At 35.3% G+C, this 20,186-nt stretch carries 17 protein-coding genes, 1 tRNA gene and 1 pseudogene; 10 read left to right on the top strand and 9 right to left on the bottom strand.

Features of this window, described 5'->3' with window-relative positions; translation table 11 throughout:
* Positions 1 to 154 precede the first annotated feature (154 nt).
* From OOK84_RS01315 to plsY, 5 genes and pseudogenes are all read left to right on the top strand, one after another.
* Entirely contained in the window at positions 155 to 847 is a 693-nt protein-coding gene (locus OOK84_RS01315) for a phosphatidylserine decarboxylase (protein ID WP_253309960.1), read from the top strand.
* Entirely contained in the window at positions 844 to 1,614 is a 771-nt protein-coding gene (locus OOK84_RS01320) for a CDP-alcohol phosphatidyltransferase family protein (RefSeq protein ID WP_182183504.1), read from the top strand. The genes OOK84_RS01315 and OOK84_RS01320 overlap by 4 nt, the downstream gene beginning before the upstream one ends.
* Positions 1,615 to 1,645: 31 nt before the next feature.
* Positions 1,646 to 2,973: pseudogene (locus OOK84_RS01325) on the top strand (alanine/glycine:cation symporter family protein).
* A 1-nt stretch (position 2,974) separates the two neighbouring features.
* Entirely contained in the window at positions 2,975 to 4,441 is a 1,467-nt protein-coding gene (locus OOK84_RS01330) for an alanine/glycine:cation symporter family protein (RefSeq protein ID WP_264732025.1), read from the top strand.
* A gap of 12 nt (positions 4,442 to 4,453) precedes the next feature.
* Positions 4,454 to 5,032, top strand: coding sequence for a glycerol-3-phosphate 1-O-acyltransferase PlsY (gene plsY, locus OOK84_RS01335; protein WP_264732027.1), 579 nt, complete (start codon positions 4,454 to 4,456; stop codon positions 5,030 to 5,032).
* On the opposite strand, the gene OOK84_RS01340 is transcribed toward plsY, so the two are convergent.
* From OOK84_RS01340 to OOK84_RS01350, 3 genes are all read right to left on the bottom strand, one after another.
* Positions 5,023 to 6,900 carry a hypothetical protein gene (locus OOK84_RS01340; protein WP_264732029.1) on the bottom strand — a complete coding sequence of 626 codons (1,878 nt, stop codon included), beginning with the start codon at positions 6,898 to 6,900 and terminating at the stop codon, positions 5,023 to 5,025. The genes plsY and OOK84_RS01340 overlap by 10 nt on opposite strands.
* A gap of 52 nt (positions 6,901 to 6,952) precedes the next feature.
* Positions 6,953 to 7,864: a cation diffusion facilitator family transporter gene (locus OOK84_RS01345; protein ID WP_264732031.1), complete on the bottom strand. Its 912-nt coding sequence runs from the start codon at positions 7,862 to 7,864 to the stop codon at positions 6,953 to 6,955.
* An 11-nt stretch (positions 7,865 to 7,875) separates the two neighbouring features.
* Positions 7,876 to 7,948, bottom strand: a tRNA-Val gene (locus OOK84_RS01350).
* Positions 7,949 to 8,345: 397 nt separating this feature from the next.
* Between OOK84_RS01350 and OOK84_RS01355 the strand changes: the two genes are divergently transcribed.
* Positions 8,346 to 11,735, top strand: a complete 3,390-nt coding sequence (locus OOK84_RS01355) for a peptidase M2 (protein WP_264732033.1) — start codon at positions 8,346 to 8,348, stop codon at positions 11,733 to 11,735.
* A 112-nt stretch (positions 11,736 to 11,847) separates the two neighbouring features.
* On the opposite strand, the gene OOK84_RS01360 is transcribed toward OOK84_RS01355, so the two are convergent.
* Positions 11,848 to 12,870 (bottom strand): IS110 family RNA-guided transposase, encoded by a 1,023-nt coding sequence (locus OOK84_RS01360; protein ID WP_264731025.1) that lies wholly within the window; start codon positions 12,868 to 12,870, stop codon positions 11,848 to 11,850.
* Between the two features lie 461 nt (positions 12,871 to 13,331).
* On the opposite strand from OOK84_RS01360, the gene OOK84_RS01365 reads away from it, so the two are divergent.
* Positions 13,332 to 14,579 (top strand): IscS subfamily cysteine desulfurase, encoded by a 1,248-nt coding sequence (locus OOK84_RS01365; RefSeq protein WP_264732035.1) that lies wholly within the window; start codon positions 13,332 to 13,334, stop codon positions 14,577 to 14,579.
* Between the two features lie 89 nt (positions 14,580 to 14,668).
* Here OOK84_RS01365 and OOK84_RS01370 read toward each other — a convergent pair whose 3' ends face one another.
* From OOK84_RS01370 to lipB, 3 genes are all read right to left on the bottom strand, one after another.
* The gene (locus tag OOK84_RS01370; protein ID WP_264732037.1) at positions 14,669 to 14,866 is read right to left on the bottom strand and encodes a hypothetical protein; all 198 of its coding nucleotides are present in this window, start codon (positions 14,864 to 14,866) and stop codon (positions 14,669 to 14,671) included.
* A gap of 548 nt (positions 14,867 to 15,414) precedes the next feature.
* Positions 15,415 to 16,392, bottom strand: coding sequence for an LD-carboxypeptidase (locus OOK84_RS01375; protein WP_264732039.1), 978 nt, complete (start codon positions 16,390 to 16,392; stop codon positions 15,415 to 15,417).
* Positions 16,392 to 17,009, bottom strand: coding sequence for a lipoyl(octanoyl) transferase LipB (gene lipB, locus OOK84_RS01380; RefSeq protein WP_253309637.1), 618 nt, complete (start codon positions 17,007 to 17,009; stop codon positions 16,392 to 16,394). Before lipB ends, OOK84_RS01375 begins: the two co-directional genes overlap by 1 nt.
* Positions 17,010 to 17,260: 251 nt before the next feature.
* Here lipB and OOK84_RS01385 point away from each other — a divergent pair, with 251 nt between their 5' ends.
* The 3 genes from OOK84_RS01385 to OOK84_RS01395 all read left to right on the top strand — a co-directional run bounded on the left by OOK84_RS01385 (position 17,261) and on the right by OOK84_RS01395 (position 19,162).
* Positions 17,261 to 17,494 carry a DUF6290 family protein gene (locus tag OOK84_RS01385; protein ID WP_010081986.1) on the top strand — a complete coding sequence of 78 codons (234 nt, stop codon included), beginning with the start codon at positions 17,261 to 17,263 and terminating at the stop codon, positions 17,492 to 17,494.
* Positions 17,495 to 17,559: 65 nt separating this feature from the next.
* Positions 17,560 to 17,733, top strand: a complete 174-nt coding sequence (locus OOK84_RS01390) for a type II toxin-antitoxin system RelE family toxin (protein ID WP_253309978.1) — start codon at positions 17,560 to 17,562, stop codon at positions 17,731 to 17,733.
* A gap of 235 nt (positions 17,734 to 17,968) precedes the next feature.
* On the top strand, positions 17,969 to 19,162 hold the full coding sequence (locus OOK84_RS01395) for a phage portal protein (RefSeq protein ID WP_264732042.1): 1,194 nt from the start codon (positions 17,969 to 17,971) through the stop codon (positions 19,160 to 19,162).
* Between the two features lie 302 nt (positions 19,163 to 19,464).
* Here OOK84_RS01395 and OOK84_RS01400 read toward each other — a convergent pair whose 3' ends face one another.
* Positions 19,465 to 19,620: a hypothetical protein gene (locus OOK84_RS01400; protein ID WP_264732044.1), complete on the bottom strand. Its 156-nt coding sequence runs from the start codon at positions 19,618 to 19,620 to the stop codon at positions 19,465 to 19,467.
* A gap of 32 nt (positions 19,621 to 19,652) precedes the next feature.
* Positions 19,653 to 20,138 (bottom strand): hypothetical protein, encoded by a 486-nt coding sequence (locus tag OOK84_RS01405; protein WP_264732046.1) that lies wholly within the window; start codon positions 20,136 to 20,138, stop codon positions 19,653 to 19,655.
* Positions 20,139 to 20,186 lie beyond the last annotated feature (48 nt).

The raw sequence follows: 20,186 nt of genomic DNA on the forward strand, positions 1-20,186 counted from the left end.
GTTTGTGTTGGATGGGTTGTTACAGTATGACGGTGTGTGCTAATCTGTAATGTTACCTTGTATCAAGAGGACTTTGCTGAAGCAGTTAAAAAAAGCTTTTCATGAGAAATTATAAATGATAAATTGTTAACAATAGGTTATTGTGAATAAGATTATGTGTTTTAGTTTACCTAATATAAACAGGGAAGGTTATTTATTTATAGTCGTTGCCTTTATAGTAACGTGTATAGCATTCTCTATATCTTGGGGGTTTGGTGTTACGTGCTTGTTTCCGACATTATTGTGTACTTATTTCTTTCGCGATCCAACAAGAGCTGTGCCAAACAATAAGGATCTTATATTAAGTCCTGCTGATGGTGTGATTTCAAAAATTGAAGAAGTTAATTATCCTTTATCGGCAGAAAATGGAGAAGAGAAGAAGTTCACGCTTGTTAGCATATTTTTAAGTGTTTTGAACGTCCATGTGAACCGTATACCAATATCTGGTACGATAAAGGAAATGAATTATAAAAAAGGCAAGTTTGTATCCGCAATGAGCAATAGGTCTAGTAATGAAAATGAAAAGCAGGTTATTGTGATTGAATACGAAAAGGGAAAAGAAATTATTGTGGAGCAAATAGCTGGATTAATTGCACGTCGTATCGTTTGTAATTTAGGAGTATCCCAGAATGTGAAAGCAGGTGAAAGGTTTGGAATTATAAGATTTGGTAGTAGAGTGAATATTTATGTTCCTGCTGATATAGAAGTCAGAGTTTCAGAAGGGCAAACTGTTATTGGTGGTGAAACAATTATAGCAAACTTAAATAAGGAAAACGTTCAAGAGAAGCTTACTTTTGACGTTATATGAATAACGATGGAAGTAACAGTAGATTCTTACCTATTACTAAATTATTCCCAAACTTTATAACTTTATTGGGTTTATGTTCTGGTCTCACTTCACTTAAATTTACATTTAATGAACAATGGGAATTCTCAGTAATTTTTATCATCATTGCAGCAATAATAGATGGAATGGATGGCAGAATAGCTAGAATTCTAAAATCAACTAGCGATTTTGGAGCCCAGCTTGATTCTTTTGCAGATTTTCTAAATTTTGGTGCAGCGCCTGCATTTCTTTTGTATTTTTGGAAGCTAAACGAAATCAAAGTCATAGGTTGGATTTTAGTAATGATATACGTAATCTGCATATCAATAAGACTTGCAAGATTTAATGTTTCGCTACACTCAGAACAATCACACTGGGAAAAATTTTTCTTTTCTGGTGTTCCAGCTCCAGTGTGTGCTTTACTTTCTTTGTTACCAATAATTATTACCTTTCAATCTCATGAGAGTGAATACTTACTTCTCATAGAGCGATTTTTTAACACAAGAAACGTAGCTTGTTACTTTCTGGCCATTTCATTTTTTTCGATAAGTCACATTCCAACTTTCTCTGCAAAATATATTTATGTTCCCAAAAGCCTATCCTATATATTTGTGTCATTTTTTGGAGTACTTATTATATTTTTCATCAGTAAGCCCTGGATGACGCTACCAATTTTAGGTGTAGTGTATGTACTTACTATTCCAGTAAGCACTGGGCTTTATATATATTACTCGTATAAAGCTCGTTAGCTATAAGTTGTAATAAAAAGTAGTGAGCAGCATGATTGTAAAAATAAGTGAACTGTTAAATTCATTTCTGTACATAAAGATATTTAACATTCCATTTATAATTATTTGGGTAATTGCAACTGGGTTTTTTGTACCATCCAATTCAAATTCACTAACTTTAGATTGTTCAAGCATGGAATACAGACGCTATTCAATCTAAAGTGTAATAACAATAACAATGGCATAATCACTCATATTCAAGCGTTTGCAACAGTAATTTCAGGAACAGTTGGTCTTGGAACAATATCAGGAGTTGCAATAGCTATCACAATAGGGGGCCCAAGTGCAGTTTTTTGGATGGTAATTACCGGAATACTTGGTATGTCGATAAAGTTTGCCGAGGTGGTGCTTGCATTCACCTATCGCTCTGAAAATGCAACTGGCGGGGCTTTTTATTACATGAAGTACGGGCTTGCAAAAACTGGTAGATTTCTTGCCTTTACTTATGCGATTATGCTACTTATTGCAATGATTTTGGGCGGTATACCATTTCAAGCGAATCAGATAGCAGCATTGTCAAATAACCTCTTCGAATACAACGCATCTATTATTATATCCCTGCTTGTCTTTATTGTAATATTGGGAGGAATAAAGCGCATTGCTTTCGTTTCAACGAGCTTAGCACCAATTATGATAGTGCTATATATGGGTATGTGTATATATTTAATTTATGTAAACAGAAGTAATTTGCTGAATGCTCTATCCATAATATTCCAAGACATCTTCAATAAATCAGCTATAGGAGGCGGAGTATTGAGCGGATTAATAGCAGGAGTGAGAAGATCAGTGTTTGCTAACGAAGCAGGTACCGGAACAGCAGCTATAGCACATTCAGCTGTAAAAGAAGAAGATCCAATTAAAGTTGGATGCGTTGCAATGATTGCACCACTTATAGACACAATACTAATCTCATTTTTGACTGGTATCGTGATAATTATTACTGGTATGCATAGCACTGATAACGTGGGTGATATTACACTAATTAGTTCGGTATTTTCAACAGTTTTGCCCTTGTTCAGCAAGTTAGTTTTTCCGCTAATGATGTTTTCCTTTGCATTTTCTACAATAATAGCTTATTGTTACTACTGTGAAGTTGCTCTGCTGTATTTATTTGGTAATAAAAAAATACTGATACCGTTCCAAATTCTTATAGTGGTTTCAGTGTATATTAGTTGTATGTCAAAAAATATAGAATTTATATCTTACCTAGGCGACAGTTTGTTCATGTGCCTTATGATTCCAAATGCTGTTGCAATATATCTACTAAGAAGGGAAGTTTTGAATACAATAGATTCTTATTACAATTCTAAAGGGTATTAACATGATTTATAGATTACTTTGTATGGTGTTATTTTGCCTATTGTTTAATGATGTGTACGCTGCTTCAGGTTTTTATGAAAGTTATGATGCTGTGTTGAATGGAATAAATAACTTCATGAATGAAGTGCTGTTTTTCAAAATCCTTTACGTGCCATTTATAATCTTTCTACTAGCTTTTGGTTATGTGTTTCTAACATTACGTTTTGGATTTCTCAACATAAGAATGTTTAAGCATGCGTTTGCTATTTTATGTGGAAAATATGACACGAATCACCATGATGGTCATATTACGCATTTTCAGGCATTTGTGACTGCACTTTCAAGCACAGTAGGCCTTGGAACTGTTGCTGGAGTCGCAATTGCAGTTTCAATGGGAGGGCCAGGAGTGGTGCCTTGGATGATGATTACAGGTTTTTTTGGTATGTCAGCAAAATTTGCCGAAGTGACTTTAGCATTTAGACATAGAACAGAAGATCAGGAGCAATTGTTTAGTGGTCCCTTTCATTATATAAGGAATGGTCTGGAGGAATTTGGATTTAAAAAACTTGGTATTGTTTTAGCTGCAATATATGCAGTATTCTTTGTATTATCAGGTCTTGGTGGAAGTGTAGCGTTTCAAACCAACCAAATGGTTTCAATATTATCTGGCTATTCAAGTTGGGTAGATGGTCACTCTTGGTTTCTTTCTTCCATAATCTCTGCGCTGCTTGCTCTAGTGATTATTGGCGGAATTAAAAGGATAGCTAGAGTATCTTCTGCACTAGTGCCTATTATGTCACTCATATATATATGTAGCTGCCTTATTATTATTGGATTTAATATCCACAATCTTGGTCACACATTTAAGATATTATTTTCCAGCATGATAGATTTTAATGCTGTTGGCGGAGGGATGGTAGGAGCATTTGTTGCTGGAATTCAAAGAGCAATTTTTGCCAGCGAAGCTGGTGTCGGCTCTGCTGCAATTACTCATGCAACAACTAAAGATGAAGAACCAGTAAGAACTGGGCTTGTTGCTATGATAGAACCGTGTTTTGATACAATGCTCACTTGCTGTTTAACTGGAATAACGATAGTAATAACAGGTGCATACCAGACTAGTGTTGGTGAAGGGATATTAATCACTCAAAAGGCATTTGAAACTGTTTCTTCATGGTTTCCTATACTTTTAACCATAGCTGCACCTTTGTTTGCATTTTCTTCAGTAATTTCGTTTGTATATTGTTGTGAAATGGGGTGGCTATATTTATTCGGTGCAAAAAGTATAGTGATATATCGCATAGCAGTAATAATTGTAGCGTTTTTTTCTGCTCTTTCTAAAGATATAATGGCTATTGCCAATATCGGTGGAACTTTGTTCTCTTGTTTAGCTCTCATCAACATGACAGCGCTTATACTGTTTAGTAATCAGATTAACGATGAAGTTCAGTGCTACCTAAAGAGGCTGAGGAATAATAAAATTAATTAGGTTCTTGGTATAATGGAAAAGCATGTAGTCCTTATACTATCCTGCATATTAGGTTCAATACCGTTTAGCTTAATCATTACAAAAATAAAAGGGATAAACTTAAGAGAAGTAGGTTCAGGAAACATTGGCGCTACAAACGTTGCAAGAACAGGAAATAAATGTCTTGCTGCTCTGGCATTACTTCTGGATTCCTTAAAAGGATTCATCGCCGTTTATATAGCACAACAATTTTGTGATAATAACGATTTTTATATATATGTATCTGCAATTTTAGCAGTTTTAGGGCACATGTTTCCTATTTGGCTAAAATTTAAAGGAGGTAAAGGAGTTGCAACAACTCTGGGAGTGTTGATAGCGTTTAACATACCTGTGGCATTAGTGTTTATATTTGTTTGGCTAGCAGTGTTTTTTACCTTTCGATATTCTTCCCTTGCTTCCTTGACGGCTACTATAGTGGCTGTAGCATGGTCCTTTTTTTTTCAGAGGAATTTGTTTTTAACATTACTAGTTATAGGAACACTAGTTTTCCTAAAACACCATAGAAATATTGCGAATCTTTTACAAGGTAAAGAGTATAAATTTTATAGATAATGTGCTGCCAAATTATTGACACTTAAACTACGAGACAAATTGCTTGACGGTATGATTTTGTCCTTTTCGTTTAAGTCTATGATTTTTGCTTTTGTTATATTCTCTACTTCTTGAGGTGTTAAAAGTCCGTCTTCAATAAATCCTTGCTTCGCTTCCTTTATTTTTTCATAAAGTTGAGTAACATGATCTTTATTTCCTTCATATACACTTTCAATTTCTAACTCTAGCTTATGTGAAGCTTCTTTTTTTAACATTTCATCCATTGCTGCTTTTGTTACTTCTAACCTTTCTTGCAAAATTTTCTTTATTTTTTCCTTATCATTTTCGTTATTTTTACTGAGTTCTACATATACTCTATAGCATCTTTTACTTTGTGGCAGCATCTTTAACTTATCTAACATTCTAACCACTTGACCTTCAATAGTCCTCTCAGCTTTTAATTTAAATTCCTTTACTTCTTTCACTATTATCGTGTCAGCTACTCTCTTAGCTTCATCCAAAGATGAACCCTTGAGAGAAAAATCTGTCCTAAGTAAATCTCGATTTAATAGTCCCAAGAATACTTTTTCTTTAATACTTTCAAGTAAACTTTCTTGGTCATCTAAATCATGCTCCTGCAGTTTATTTCTCATGTGCTGAACCAGCTCACAACATTGTAATTTATTTAACTTTATAGGGCTAATATTTTTCATTAACGTCAGCACAATTTGTTCACTATATTGAGAAGTAAAACTCAGTAATTTTCTCATTAAGGGAATACTTACTTCTGAAATGAAATCATCAACTATTTTTTGACTTTCATTGTCACCAGGATTGTTCTGAACCTTATACCAAGCATTAAAGATTTCTTTATTGTTTTTCTTGTTTTTTAACTTGTCTAATATAAACTCACGTGCTTTATTTTGTGCTTCTGAGAGCAACATTTCCCTTGGGGGAGTAAATCTAATTTCTGGATCAGGATGAATACCCTCTAGCGTACTTAACATCCTGTAGACAATACCGGTAAAACAGGTGTTAGGGATTCGCTCTTTTCTAGAGAAAGTTTGGCTATCAAGCAAATTTGTAATTAACGCGTCTTTTTTATTTTTTACAGCTTCTCTGTCTCCATCATTGCAGGCTTTCAGAACTAAAAGTAAAATCTGTCCACCTGTAAAGCCAGAGCTATGCTTTTGATCATCTTTGCAAAAGTCATTTAAAAATGTAATTACTCTTCCTTTATTTTCATCACTAAACTCATATGAACTATCTATATGTCCAATGAATTGAATATATTCATCATTTTTGATTACGTCTTCAGGTACTTGTTCACTATACTTATGTCTTAATTTGTGAACGTTATTATTGATATCATCATTTAATTTATGAGGAAGCAAATGTTCGAGCTTAACATCAAAACTATTAACCATACCACGTAAATTCTCTTTTATACCTTCCAAAAAGAAATTTATAGAAGCTTTAAGCAGCGTAAATGGGTTAAAATCTTTTGGCCTTAGTTCACTCTGCAATAAAATTAATAGCATTGTAAGTGGTATAGTTCCCAGTAACGAAATTAGTAAGAAAGTGGAGGTGAAAGTGAGATATGTTATGAAAGCAGAAAACAAGAGGAAGGCTGCTACCTTGATTGCATTGTTCTTAAAAAATATTTCCCAATATTCCCTTTTGCTCATTTTTTGCTGTTTTGCCGCTTTTATTTCTTTGTAGATATAAAGAGTTTTAATTTCAGACCTGAAGAATATAGTACCAAGAGAAAAAAGAACATTAACAGGGCTAGTGATAATGCTTAAAGAAACAAAAGTTGCAAAGTAACTAACAAACTTTAGCCTGCTAGATTCCTTTGAAGGAAATTGTAATTGAGAAATACCTATCATAGCTTATCTTCAACATCATTACACTCTAGTAATAGCATAGTAATTTAAAACGTCAATGTTTAAGTATCTTATTATCCGCACACTCATCGTATTCGATCTCGACTGTAGAGTGTGCTATCTCGAACCTATTTAGTAGTATTTTTTTTATCTCATACAAAATATCAGTGTGTTGTGCATCTTGCTTTACTTTGGCATGCATGGTAATTATAAAATAATTATCAGACAGTGACCATGCATGTATGTGGTGCACATCTATCACTTCAGATAATTCTGATGTGATCTTACTTTTTATTTCCTCAGTAGATATCCCTTCAGGTGTGCCTTCAAGAAGTATGTGGCAAGAATTCTTTAGAATTTTGTAGCCACTATTCAAAATGATTACACTGACAAATACCGATAAAATCGGATCCACCATTTGCCATCCAGTAAACATGATAATTATGGATGCAAGTATAGCAGCTACAGAACCTAAAATATCTCCTATAACGTGTAGTACAGCACTTTTTATGTTTATATTGCTCTCGCATTTACTATGTAATATAAAAAAGACTATAATATTAGAGATCAGGCCAAGTGTAGCAATTACTAACATTACTTTCCACTCAACATTTACCGGAAAAATAAATCTTTTTATTGACTCAATTATAATGATTACTGCAATGAAGAATAAAGTTAAACCATTAACAAATGCTGCAATTATCTGCAACCGATGATACCCGTATGATCTTTGCAAATCAGATTTCTTAGCTGAAAATTTGTGTGCCAACCAGCTTAAAACTAAGGCAAAGAGGTCAGTGAGCATATGCCCTGCATCTGATAGTAGAGCAAGCGAATGTGAAATTATTCCACCTACTATTTCCATAAACATTGTTATCGCAACTATTATTATGGAATAGATTAAGCGCTTGGACTGTGCTGCTGAGTGTTTGCCGTTATGCACTGCTGTCATATAAAATCTTTTCATGAACAAAAACGTGGGTAACACTGGGTTCGAACCAGCGACCGCTTGCACGTCAAGCAAGTGCTCTACCAACTGAGCTAATTACCCATCGTGGTTTTAGTATAGTGCTTTGGTGGAATGAAAGTCAATTTGCTTTTAAATTCTTACCCTATCCTAATGTAACGTTAGAATTTAGATTTTTTTTGTGGTCAAGCTATAGAGCCTATAGCTAGTGCAGGTCAGGTTTTCCTACGTCATACCGCGATTCATTCGCGGCATCTCAGCATAGATTCCGCTAACACGTAGCGGAATGACGAGTTCATAGCTTACCAAATTATCGGTAAATCTAAATTGCTTTAGTTATAGCTATATCTTATATTGTTCATATTAAATTAATTACTTATATTTCTTCACTAAGATATAGATTATACCAATATGAAAATTCACACTTTTTTAGTAGAGATCACCTTATATTTGAAGAGTTAATAAATTAGAGGTTAGAATTATGACAATCAATCAACAAATAAATAAAAATATAACTAAAGAAGAATACTTTAACAATAACGGCAAAGGGTTTAATTCGCCACATGTTGTAGAAGTTAAAGATTTAAATATTAAAGTAGAAGTTTATTCTCATAATTTAAGAGCAAGTAAAATTGCAACAATTGAAAGTGAGATAAAAGAAACAGCTACTAGTTTTAAAGATACATTCAAGTTAGAACACAGCAACTCAGAACAAACATTTAAAATTTATATGTTTGATGACAAGGATGATTACACTCACCTTGGCGGAAGCGAGCGTTTTGGTTCTTACCTTGGAGATGAAGGTGGTAAATGTTACTACAAAGGAGAAGCTGATGTTTTTGCTGAAATGTATGTCTATCAGCAAGGTGGCGTTCATAACCTTCAGCATGAATTTGCACATGGTTTAACTTACTTGGCTACAGGAGGTAAGCACCTACCTACAGTATTAATGGAAGGAATTGCAGATTACTTTGAGCATCATTCAGATCATAAATTCAATTCTCAAGGATCAAGTATCGACAAAACTGAAGCTGAAAATTTGGATTTAGATAAAATTTTAAGTTTAGAATATTCAAAGGACAGCGAAGCAAATAGCCTGGTTTATAAAACAGGTCATGCGTTGATAATGTACTTACAGGAAAAAGATCCTAGTTTATTAAGAGACTACCTAGATGCTTTACGTCAAGGTAACTCAGATGAGTCAAAAAGTTTCTTGAAAGACATAAAAGGACATGATGCTGACTTCAAAAGTTGGCTTGCTGAGAATGATACAGAAACTGCTATGGAAGAAATTAATGCCCTACAAGTTACAAAAGGAGATTTTATAGCAACTGGTCAAGAAATAGTGGGTGGAGAAATTAAAAACATATCCTACTATAAAGCAAATATAGAAAAAATAGATGGAGAAAACGTTGGAAGTTTTTCTCCTGTAGAACATGTGTCGTTTTATGATTATGCTCGTGCTGTTAATAGGGCAACAAATGATAACCTCGATATATCAAAGGAATATCATTTCTTAAAGGCAGTAAAAACTGCTGATGGGCAGGTTAAGCTGACTTACTCTGACCAACAAGGTAATGAGTACCAAAACAGTCAAGAGTATAAAAATCAGGCTTTAAGGATATTATCAAAATATGATACAGAAATTAAGAATCAGGTAGATGAGTTTGATAATTTGAATAAAGAACGTGGTGAAATGTATCAAAAATATCATAAAGGAGAGATTACTATTGAAGAGTTACGTAATGAGGAAAATACAAAATACAGACCAGCATTTTTAGAGTTTGATCAACTAAAAAACAAAGCTGTTGATAAGATTGAAAATAATTCCCAAGCAGCAAAAATATTAGATGGGCTGGTCAATATCGATCCAAACTTAATCAGAGGTACTCATATTGATCTACAAGAAGGTAAGATTTTTTCTATGCAAGCTCATGGTCAAGGAAATATGGGTGCACTGTCTATATATGACGGAAATGCAAAGCTTGGAGAGTTATTGAGCGAATCAGGATTTTTTAAGCAAGTTGAAGGCCAAACTAAAGAAACTTTTGTTTTTGAGGATATATTGCACAACTTAAATGTTCAATATGATGGTGGTGCTTATATGGCGGTTACAAAAGAAAATGGTCATTATAAAGCTTCTCTGATAGATGGCAGAACAGTTGAACGCGATGAATACTTTGATGAAGCACATTTACATGAAAATGAATTGTTGCATCCTAGCACTGGACACATCCAAAAAGATTTAGATTCTCTGCTCCTTAGAGGTACCAAAATTTTGAATCATCAGGATTCAGAGCATGCCCAATATTCTGATGAGCAAAAGGCAAATGGAGTAATCGTAGAAAAAGGAAAACTACTAGATAATAAGGGAACCGACAGGACAGAAGACGATGTATACGAAGCGGTTGTAAAGCAAGGAGACGAGCGCTTACATGAATTCAAAAATATGGGCTTTTATATTACCGAAGAGGTGAAAAATGAAAGAGGTGAAATTACAAATGGAAGTAACTTGTTCATTCATGATCACGGAAAAAATGTGCGCTATGAGTTACCTGAAAAAGTTACTCATCTAAAGTTAGTGCAAAAGGATGGACAATATAAGTTAGCACCATCTGATTCTGAAGGGAGAGAGTATAATGGCATACCAGATGAATATAGATATATAGATCCAATATTTGCACATGAATATGAGAAGAGAGATTATTCCCATAAACATGTAAATGTGGGCCTTATAAACTTAGAGAAATATGGCTCTGGCAAACTTTTTGCTATAAAGTACGACCCAAATGATTACCAAATACAAAGAAACTCTAGCGGTGAAATAGTTAGAATAAAAGATCAAGCATATTTCACTAAAGTAAAACTATTTGATGGTGATACTGATGAAGAAATTGGAATGTTATCTAATAATTTCCATAACTTCAAAGGGAAAATATTCTTTTCTGCTGACTACAACTACAGTTATAACGATTTCCTCGCATCTGTTTCTCCTCAAGTTGAAATTGAGGACATGGGGAATGGAAGTAAAAAAATAACTTTCGATCAAGGTGATGGTGATATCGGTGACACTAATAGAGGCTACACGGACTATCAGAGAATATTCACAAAAGAGAAACAAACCGAAAGTCCAAAAGGGCAAGTAAGTGAAACTAAGACAGAAGTTGATACATCACACATAAGTCACAATACTACTAATGTTGTTGCACAAGCTGCTGAAGAGAGAACTGTATCAAACGACAATAGTGAAATGCAGTCTGATCAGCCACAAATTCCAACAAGGGCAAAAAGGTCATCTTCAGTGGAAGAGAAAGAGCAGGTATTGAAAGATACAATCTTGAAAATAGAAAAGAGCTACGAGCAGGACTCAGAAGGGAAGCACAAGGCAAATGTAACCATAGATTATCATGACCTAAAAGCTTTGTACAATAGGGCAGAAGGGGAAGATAAAAACTCTGTGTTAAAGTTCTTGCACAAATTGGCTGAATCGGGATATAAGGTTGGTGCTTTGCCCGAAGACAAATATTACTTTAAAGATGGCAAATTTGTAATTCGCGATAGTGATGCGGGAAAATGTATATTATTACCTGCGGATAAGGTATCTATTAAGATAGTGAAGGATGGCAATCATTATGATCTAGCTATATCTAATAATGATAATGGTAAAGTGATAAGTAGCATTAGTAAGATAGGTGACTTAAACTATGGGTTGCTGTCAGGTACAAATGAGGTCAGCCTAGAAACACAAGATAGCACTATATTTTTAGGTCAACATAATGAATATAACTCTTATCTGGAAAATGGCTTTGTGAAAATGTTCGATTGCGCAAGCGACCACATTTATCACGACCACAACTCGGCCTACATCTAATACAGGGAAGCAAGTATAGCTGACCCAAGCAACACGTCATATAACCAACAACATTCAATAAATTTGTGTAAGATACCACTTTACATAAGATAGATAGGAAGCATTTTTGATTTTAAAGTACTAAACCTTCAGTCAACCTCCTAGCCCTGTAGTTTTTGATATGGTTAGGATCAAAAGCACTTTTGGATGTCAGAATACCGAAAATGATATGGAGTAGCTTACGCATTGCAGCACCAACGATGGCCATATTATGCTTACCCTTTTCCTTTAATCTTTGGCAAAAGCTCATAATGATAGGATTGTGATTCTTAGCTACTATGGCAGGAAAGAAAAGTGCCTTACGTAATGTTTGTGAACCGGATTTACTTAATCTGGGTTTGGCATATACAGAGGAACCTGACGTCATATTTCGTGGTATAACTCCTGTATATGCTGCCAATTGCCTGGCATCTCTAAAAACCTCTATATCAGAAACTTCAGCTAAAATAGCTATTGCTGATTCTTCTCCTATGCCTGGAATAGTCAATAGAAGTTGAAAATTTTCCAACAATTCTTTGTGTTGATTTAATAGTTCACGTACGGAGTTTTTTATTGTTTCTATTTTTTGAGCTATATTCATTGCAAGGTCTTCCCAAGCATTTGCAACTTCTTTAGGCAGTCTCTCTTTTTTTTCTAAGTGGTTATTTACTAATGTTAACTCATCTTTTAACGCAACTGAGCAACGATAAAGATGTTTTAATTTTTTCATTTCAGGAGAAGGTGGTGTCCAACTAGAAGGTTCCTGTCTTTGGCAATAATCAGCAATAACTTCTGCATCGGTCTGATCATTCTTTTGTCGTATCAGCTTACTCCTTGCATAAGATTTTATGCAATAAGGATTTACAACACTTACAAAATGTCCAGCATTGTGTAGAAATTCAGCCAGTGCTTCGCTATAACAACCAGTAGATTCCATGCAGGTTTTTACTTTTTCTACATTATGTTTGTGTAGAAAATTCAGTAGACTTTGAAACCCATGATCATCGTTCTTAAAGCTTCTTTTTCTAATTTCACGCTTTCCTTTTTTGCTTATAAATGAGAGAAAAACATCAAAGCGATCTTTTGATATATCTATGCCCAAAAAGTTGTTGATCATATATAACCCCATACGTTACCATTAAAAATGAAAAGTAAGGCTAGTCTTGTGAATACAGAATTAGAACCATTCAGGTCTTTCTACGATACCGTCCAGCCTATACTTTTGAGAAGGGAATTCTTATCTCCTCTACAGATTTTATATCTAAGAAGAAGCACAGAGTTCCTCCCTTCTCCACCTAATGCTTAAGCTTAAAACATTAGATGCTTTTGACAAGATACAAGAAGGGGCTACTCGGATGATACTATTATAGAGTGAACCAGTGTCAGCTACTCGGATGACAAAAAAAGGAGCTACTCGGATGACATCATAGGGGCGCTGGAATGACACCATCACAGAGTGAACCAGCGTCATACACACATCCCTTTGGTGACAATGTTTGTTGATGCAAGATTATACCTTGAAAAAATTAAGTTTTAGTGCTATTAAATAGTTGTAAATTTTGTCCCTGTGGTAGCTTTATGAATGTTGAAAGTAAGAAAATATATGATACTAAAATAAAATTACCAATATTTCTTGATTATCAATCTACTACTAAAGTGGATCCCCGTGTTTTGGAGGTAATGATACCTTATTTTGGTGAGTTCAGTAATGCACACTCTCGCAGCCATTCATTTGGTTGGACTGCTGAAGAAGCAGTGGAAAAAGCAAGGAAACACATCGCTGATCTGGTGAACGCAGATAGCAAAGAAATTATCTTTACCTCAGGTGCAACTGAGTCAAATAATACAGCAATCAAGGGCATTGCTCACTTTTACAAAAATAAAGGAAATCATATAATAACTGTCTGCACGGAGCATAAGTGTGTTCTGGATTCTTGTCGGCATCTGGAAAATGAAGGCTTTAAAGTTACATATTTGCCTGTTAAGCAAAACGGAATTATAGATTTATCAAAGCTTGAGGAAGCAATTACTGATAAAACAATCCTGGTTTCAGTGATGATGGTAAATAATGAAATCGGAGTAATTCAGCCTGTAAAGGAGATTGGTAAAATATGCAGGAAGCATAATATATTTTTCCATACAGATGCAGCTCAAAGCTTTGGAAAAGTTCCAATTGATGTTAATGAGATGTGCATTGATCTTATGAGTCTCTCTAGCCACAAAATTTATGGACCTATGGGAATAGGCGCATTATATGTCCGTAGAAAGAATCCTCGTGTTAGGCTAATACCATTGATTAGTGGTGGTGGACAAGAAAGAGGTATGCGTTCTGGAACAGTTCCAACACCTCTTGCAGTTGGTTTTGGTGAAGCGGCACGTATCGCTAAAGAAGAAATGGAAACAGAAGCAAGCAAATTGGAAGGACTGAGAGATATTTTGTACAGTAAGATAAAAGAAGCATTTCCTGATATCGTTTTAAATGGTGATTATGAAAATAGAATTCCTGGCAACCTAAACTTGAGCTTTCCCTATGTTGAGGGTGAGTCTCTCATCATGGCAATCAAGGATTTAGCAGTAAGTTCTGGTTCTGCGTGCACGTCTGCGTCTCTTGAGCCTTCCTATGTCATACGGTCGCTAAATAATGGCCACGACCTTGAGCATTCATCAATTAGATTTGGCCTAGGCCGATTTACAACTAAAGAAGAAGTTTTGTACGCAGCAGATCTTGTTGCTAAAAATATTGGCCGACTGAGAGAAATGAGCCCACTTTGGGAGATGGTACAAGAAGGAGTAGATTTGAACACCGTGAAATGGGACTTTCATTAAGTATATCCATTCAGCCAGTCCAACTGCAAATGCACTTTGAAATTACTCTGTAACCATTCACACTTAATTCTGCAATTCTTTGATCTCACTCATAGCTGTACGAAAATTCGTTTTTGAAGGTAAATTGCACAGCAAATGGTGTCATCCCAGTGCCCAGACACTGGGATCCAGAAATTTTGCTTATAACTGAGCTGATGAGCTAAAGGTAGTTGTCTTACGCTAAAACAAACGTTTTTAATTAAGTTGCATAGAAGCTGGATCCCAGTGTCTGGGCACTGGGATGACACCCATAAGTGTTGAAAGTGCAATCACACAAGGTGATTAATGGTATGTAAATCTCCTCTTGATATCAACCTTCGTTGTTGGGAAAGCAGATAAACCACGTCGAAAATTCGCTTAAACCTTCTAACCACAGGCAAAAAGGCGCTTTTTTAATTTATTTTATTACCATTGAAATTTATGCCGTTAACCACCTTATATAATGCCACTTATAGCACTTTCAACACTTATGGATGACACCCCACTGGTGGCCCAAACTACAACGTTCGTACAGTTGTTAGCGCCGCGGCAGTATGACGGTTAAGTACGTGTTAGCGGGATCTAGAGATACCGCGAATGAATCGCGGTATGACGGTTAAGTATCCCGCTACGTGTTAGCGGCTAAGAGATACCGCGGCGGCATGACGGTTCGCGGCGGTATAATAACTCGTCATCCCGCTACGTGTTAGCGGGATCTAGAGATACCGCGAATGAATCGCGGTATGACGGTTAAGTACGTGTTAGCGGCTAAGAGATACCGTGGCGGCATGACGTAGAGCTCGCATTAGCTATAAGATTAGCTAACATTCTGCACATCCATAAAAAACAAACCTTCTTTTTCGTCTTGAACGCTAATAATAGCGTGAGTGTTAAGAGGTAAAGGGTCATTTGTATGTCCATGGCCTACCCCTTTCATTGTAAATACAGGAAAGTTAACACTTTTTGCAAGCCTTTCTTTTACAACTTCAACAAGATTATCATTATAACAGTTAACGAAATCCCCAAAGATTACTGCATGCACTCCATCAAAAATGTGAGCTTGTTTTAGGTGATCTAAACTGCGCTCTATTGCGTATGGGTAAACTCTTATGTCCTCTAAAAATAGAATTTTACCTTTCGCATTTATTTGCCAAGCGGTTCCTATACTATTTTCAACTAAAGTCATATTACCACCGATGACTTTAGACTCTAATCTGTCATCTTTTAGTCTAATGCCATTGTTTATCATCTTTAGGTTATCAAATCTGATAGAATCCCGCTTGTTAAGAATTAACTCTTTCAATTTTTCAACAGAGCTTTCAGAAACGGAGCTATTTACTATCATTTCCAACATGGTGCCGTGAAGAGTTTGCCAATCATATTTAGCTTGTAGATAGATGTGCAAGGCAGTTATATCGCTATAGCCTATGAGGATTTTTTTGTTTTGAGCAATCCTTTCTTTTTTATCATTGGGTAACTTTTCTAGATAGGGAATTAACCGAGAAGCCCCTTCTCCTCCTCTGATACACCAAATTATTTTACTATCATTAGTTAGTGCACTAACCAAATCATTTGCTCTGAATTCATCAGAGTTGGAATAAAATGGATTGTCATTACTATATATTTTTTCCGAAATATGGGGATTAAAATCCGAAGCTTCTACATATTCTTTTATAGTAGTCAGATCTGATTCTTTTCCCTTGGAAGAAGGAGCAATAATATCAACTCGGTCGATTGCATGAATACCTGTGTTAGCACATAAAGTGAAAATAAAATATAAAAGGTAAATGATCATTAAAATATCTTATAAAACTCTTTTTTTAGTATATCATCCAATTCAGAGAGTGGAACTTTCACTCCTAGTTCTTCCATTGATGTGACGCCATAACCTTGCAGTCCACAAGGAATAATACCCTTATAGTGAGAGAGATCTGGAAAGACGTTAAGCGCTATGCCATGATAAGTTACCCATTTTCTTAAGCGAATACCAAAAGCTGCAATTTTTTTTTCTACTCCATTGTTATTCACCCAAACACCTATTCTATCCTCTTTAAATTCTCCAAGTATATTAAATTGCTTTAAAACATTTATTATCCACTTACTTAGGTCTCTAATATATAGCTTTATGTCGCATTTATTTCTTTTTTTAAGGTTTAACATTAAATATATGATGCGCTGTCCTGGACCATGATATGTGTGTTTACCACCCCTTCCTGTTTTATATATAGGAAATAGTTTTTCAACAATATCATCATCTGTTGCACTGATTCCTGCAGTATAAAGTGGAGGATGCTGGAGTAGCCATACCAATTCGTCTGCTGAATTATTGTAAATTTGTTGAATTTTTTCTTCCATAGATTTTACGGCACAGTTATAATCAATAAGCTGATTAGATATTAGCCATTCTGTCATATTCTATTTCTTTTTTTTTAGTATAGCAGTTCGTTTTTTCCTGTTATTCCAGTGTGTAACACTGAGCGCAGCCTTTCTTATTCCTAATATACTTAATACTAACTTCTGTGCTATTTCTCCTTAACAAACATAGTACATGACAAATGTTTAATTGTTTGTCAACACAGGTCCTCTTTACGTATAGGCAACTTTTTTTATTGAAAAATTCAGAAAAATGTTGTATAATTATTAGTAGATTTTAGGTAAAATATATGGCAAACTCAAAATTTAGCATAACTTTCAACAACGAAATTTCAGAGTGTCTTGCTGGACTAGCTAAAATAAGAAATAAGTCCATTAAAGAACTAACAGAGAAGCTAATACAAGAAGCAATTGAAAATGAGGAAGATAAAATACTAATTGAGCGTGCTGCTAAACGTAATGTTTCAGGTGTAAAGAAAATTAGAAGTGAGGATGTAGACTGGAATACAATATTATCTTCATAGAAAGCGTTCTTGAGAAAGACCTTCCAGCTCTTCCAAAAACAATAAGATTAAGGATCATAAATGCGATAAATAAGCGCCTTACAATTGATCCCATTAACCTTGGTGAGCCATTATATTACAGATTTAAAGGACAAAGAAGATTAAGGGTAGGTGATTATCGCGTTATCTATTCCGTAAATATTATAAAATATGAAGTGGTTATCACAGAGATAGGACACAGAAAAGATATTTATAAGTAAGTACATCATATAAACATTAAATATATTTTTACTCCTTCCTGATTCATTTTCTACCTTAGGTGGCTTCACTCAGCTCAAAAAAAAAGCTCATTCTTTTTGCTACCCCTTATTGTGCCTGCCATTTAACTACTGTGTAGAGATTGCTCTCAAACATAATGTTCGTACGTTAGTATATCCTTCCTGTGACACCAATTGATATAATTCTACCACAAATTCAATTTTTTAGGAGGCACATATGAATTTCAACATCTTTCAAAGAAAAAAAAGCGCAGTATTTACTAAATATTCTGCTTTGCAACTAATGATGGAGCCAAGTTGGAGTAAGCGTGATTATGTAAGTTTTGCTGAGGAAGGTTACATAAAAAATGTTATTGCCTTTCGAGCAATTAATATGATTGCAAGTGCTGCATCTTCGGTACCTTTTACTCTCTGCCAGCTTACTGAACAGGGAAAATCGCAACTAAAAGCCCATCCATTACTGAAATTACTTTATTCTCCTAATCCAATGACATCAAAATCGGAATTTATTGAGGGGATTGTAACTTATCGGTTAGTTAACGGCAATTCTTATATATTGATGGTTGAGTCGCAGAACAATAGAAAACCACCAACAGAGCTTTATCTTCTGCGCCCTGATAGGGTTGAAATTGTTCCAGGGAGAAATAACGTTCCTTATATCTATCGTTATACCATAAATAACAACGGTTATGACTTTAAAGTTGATAAACTAACCGGACGTTCAGCAGTGTTGCACCTAAAGACCTTTAACCCTTTGAATGATTGGTATGGATTATCACCAATTGAGGCAGCTGCATACAGTATAGATCAGCATAATCAGGCGGGTGCTTGGAATCAAGCGATGTTGCAAAATGGGGCAAGACCAAGTGGTGCAATAGTTGTGAAATCAGCGAAGGACGGGAGTGGTGGAAGTTTAAGTCAAGAGCAGTACCAACGCTTAAAAGAGCAAATAAATGATCATTATTCAGGTTCTGTCAATGCTGGAAGACCGATATTGCTTGAAGGAGGCTTGGAGTGGAAAGAAATGAGCTTATCACCAAGGGATATGGATTTTATTGAGTCCAAACACAGTTCAGCCCGCGATATTGCCCTGGCTTTTGGTGTCCCGCCGCAGTTGCTTGGCATACCAGGTGATAACACTTATAGCAATTTAGTCGAAGCACGCTTATCCCTCTGGGAACAGACGGTTTTACCAACGCTAGAAAATATTATCTGTCACCTGAATTCTTGGCTAACACCAAAATTTGGCGAGGATCTGTGCTTGTCGTACGACAAAGATGCAATAGAAATTCTCATGGAAAAGAGGCAAAAGTTGTGGAAATACGTAGAAAACGCAAGCTTTATGACACTCAATGAAAAAAGGGAAGCATTTGGCTTGCCACCACTGCCAGGTGGTGATGAGTTAGGTTAAGTTTGATCCGTTCAGTTGTGCGGCTAAAAGACAACTTAAAAGAGTTTAAGTTTTTGCTTTGTACTTTGTAAAATATTAAAAAAATCAGCCAAATTACACCATATTTAGTCTATTTTATCCTATAGTTTTGGGTTTACCGAGGGTTCGTCATTCTGCTACATGTTAGCGCCGCGGCGGTGTGACGTAGGGTTGCACTAGCTATAGCAACTTTGTCTGCGCAACCATTTTCTACCGCACCATTGAACAGATATGCTTGAAGATATCCGTTCAGATGAGTTTATTGTCTCCTAAACCGTACACGCCTAACAAGCTACCGCTAGAGCTTGTGAAAAATTCTCTATTTTTATTCCCTTTAATTTACTGGATAAGTTGTCTACAAACAAATCTGATTTAGTGCAGATCTGCTCTATTTTTTCAGGAGATAAAGAGGAATCTAATTGATTCGCTATACCAGACACTCCATTTAAAACTACTCCAGCACCATATGGTACTATGACACAGTATATATAGCACCTGACGTAAAATCTAGTAAGTTCTGAGAAGAAGTGGTAATTTTATACCCTACTGTGTTTTTATCTTCTCCTTTGCATTTTTTAAGCACTTTTGATGCACCATGAGGAATATAAGATATACCAGCTATACCATATGAAGCCCCATTTAAGGCGTACGATACAACTACCGTTGTTGCTGATAGCGCTTTAGCTCCATATTTTGCAGTATAAAGCAATGGCTTAAGGGCATAAGAAATAGTTTTACCTTGTGATTCAGATTCAAGCAACGAATTTAGTTCTTCTTGTGTTGCTGCACATTCAAAAAATTCTTTCTCATCAATTTCTGCAAGATCAATCTCTTCAAAACCCTCATCAATATCTACAGGAGTCACTGTTTCTTTTATAGGGCTAACTTCTACATCACTTCCAATAACACTTGAATTATTAGAATTTTTGCCAAAAAGATTCGAAAACATACTAAACATTTTTTTTTACCTACAACTTAACGCTCATATCAATATATTAACCTAATA

This window comes from Wolbachia endosymbiont (group A) of Sphaerophoria taeniata (assembly GCF_947250735.1).
In the GTDB taxonomy this organism is placed as follows: domain Bacteria; phylum Pseudomonadota; class Alphaproteobacteria; order Rickettsiales; family Anaplasmataceae; genus Wolbachia.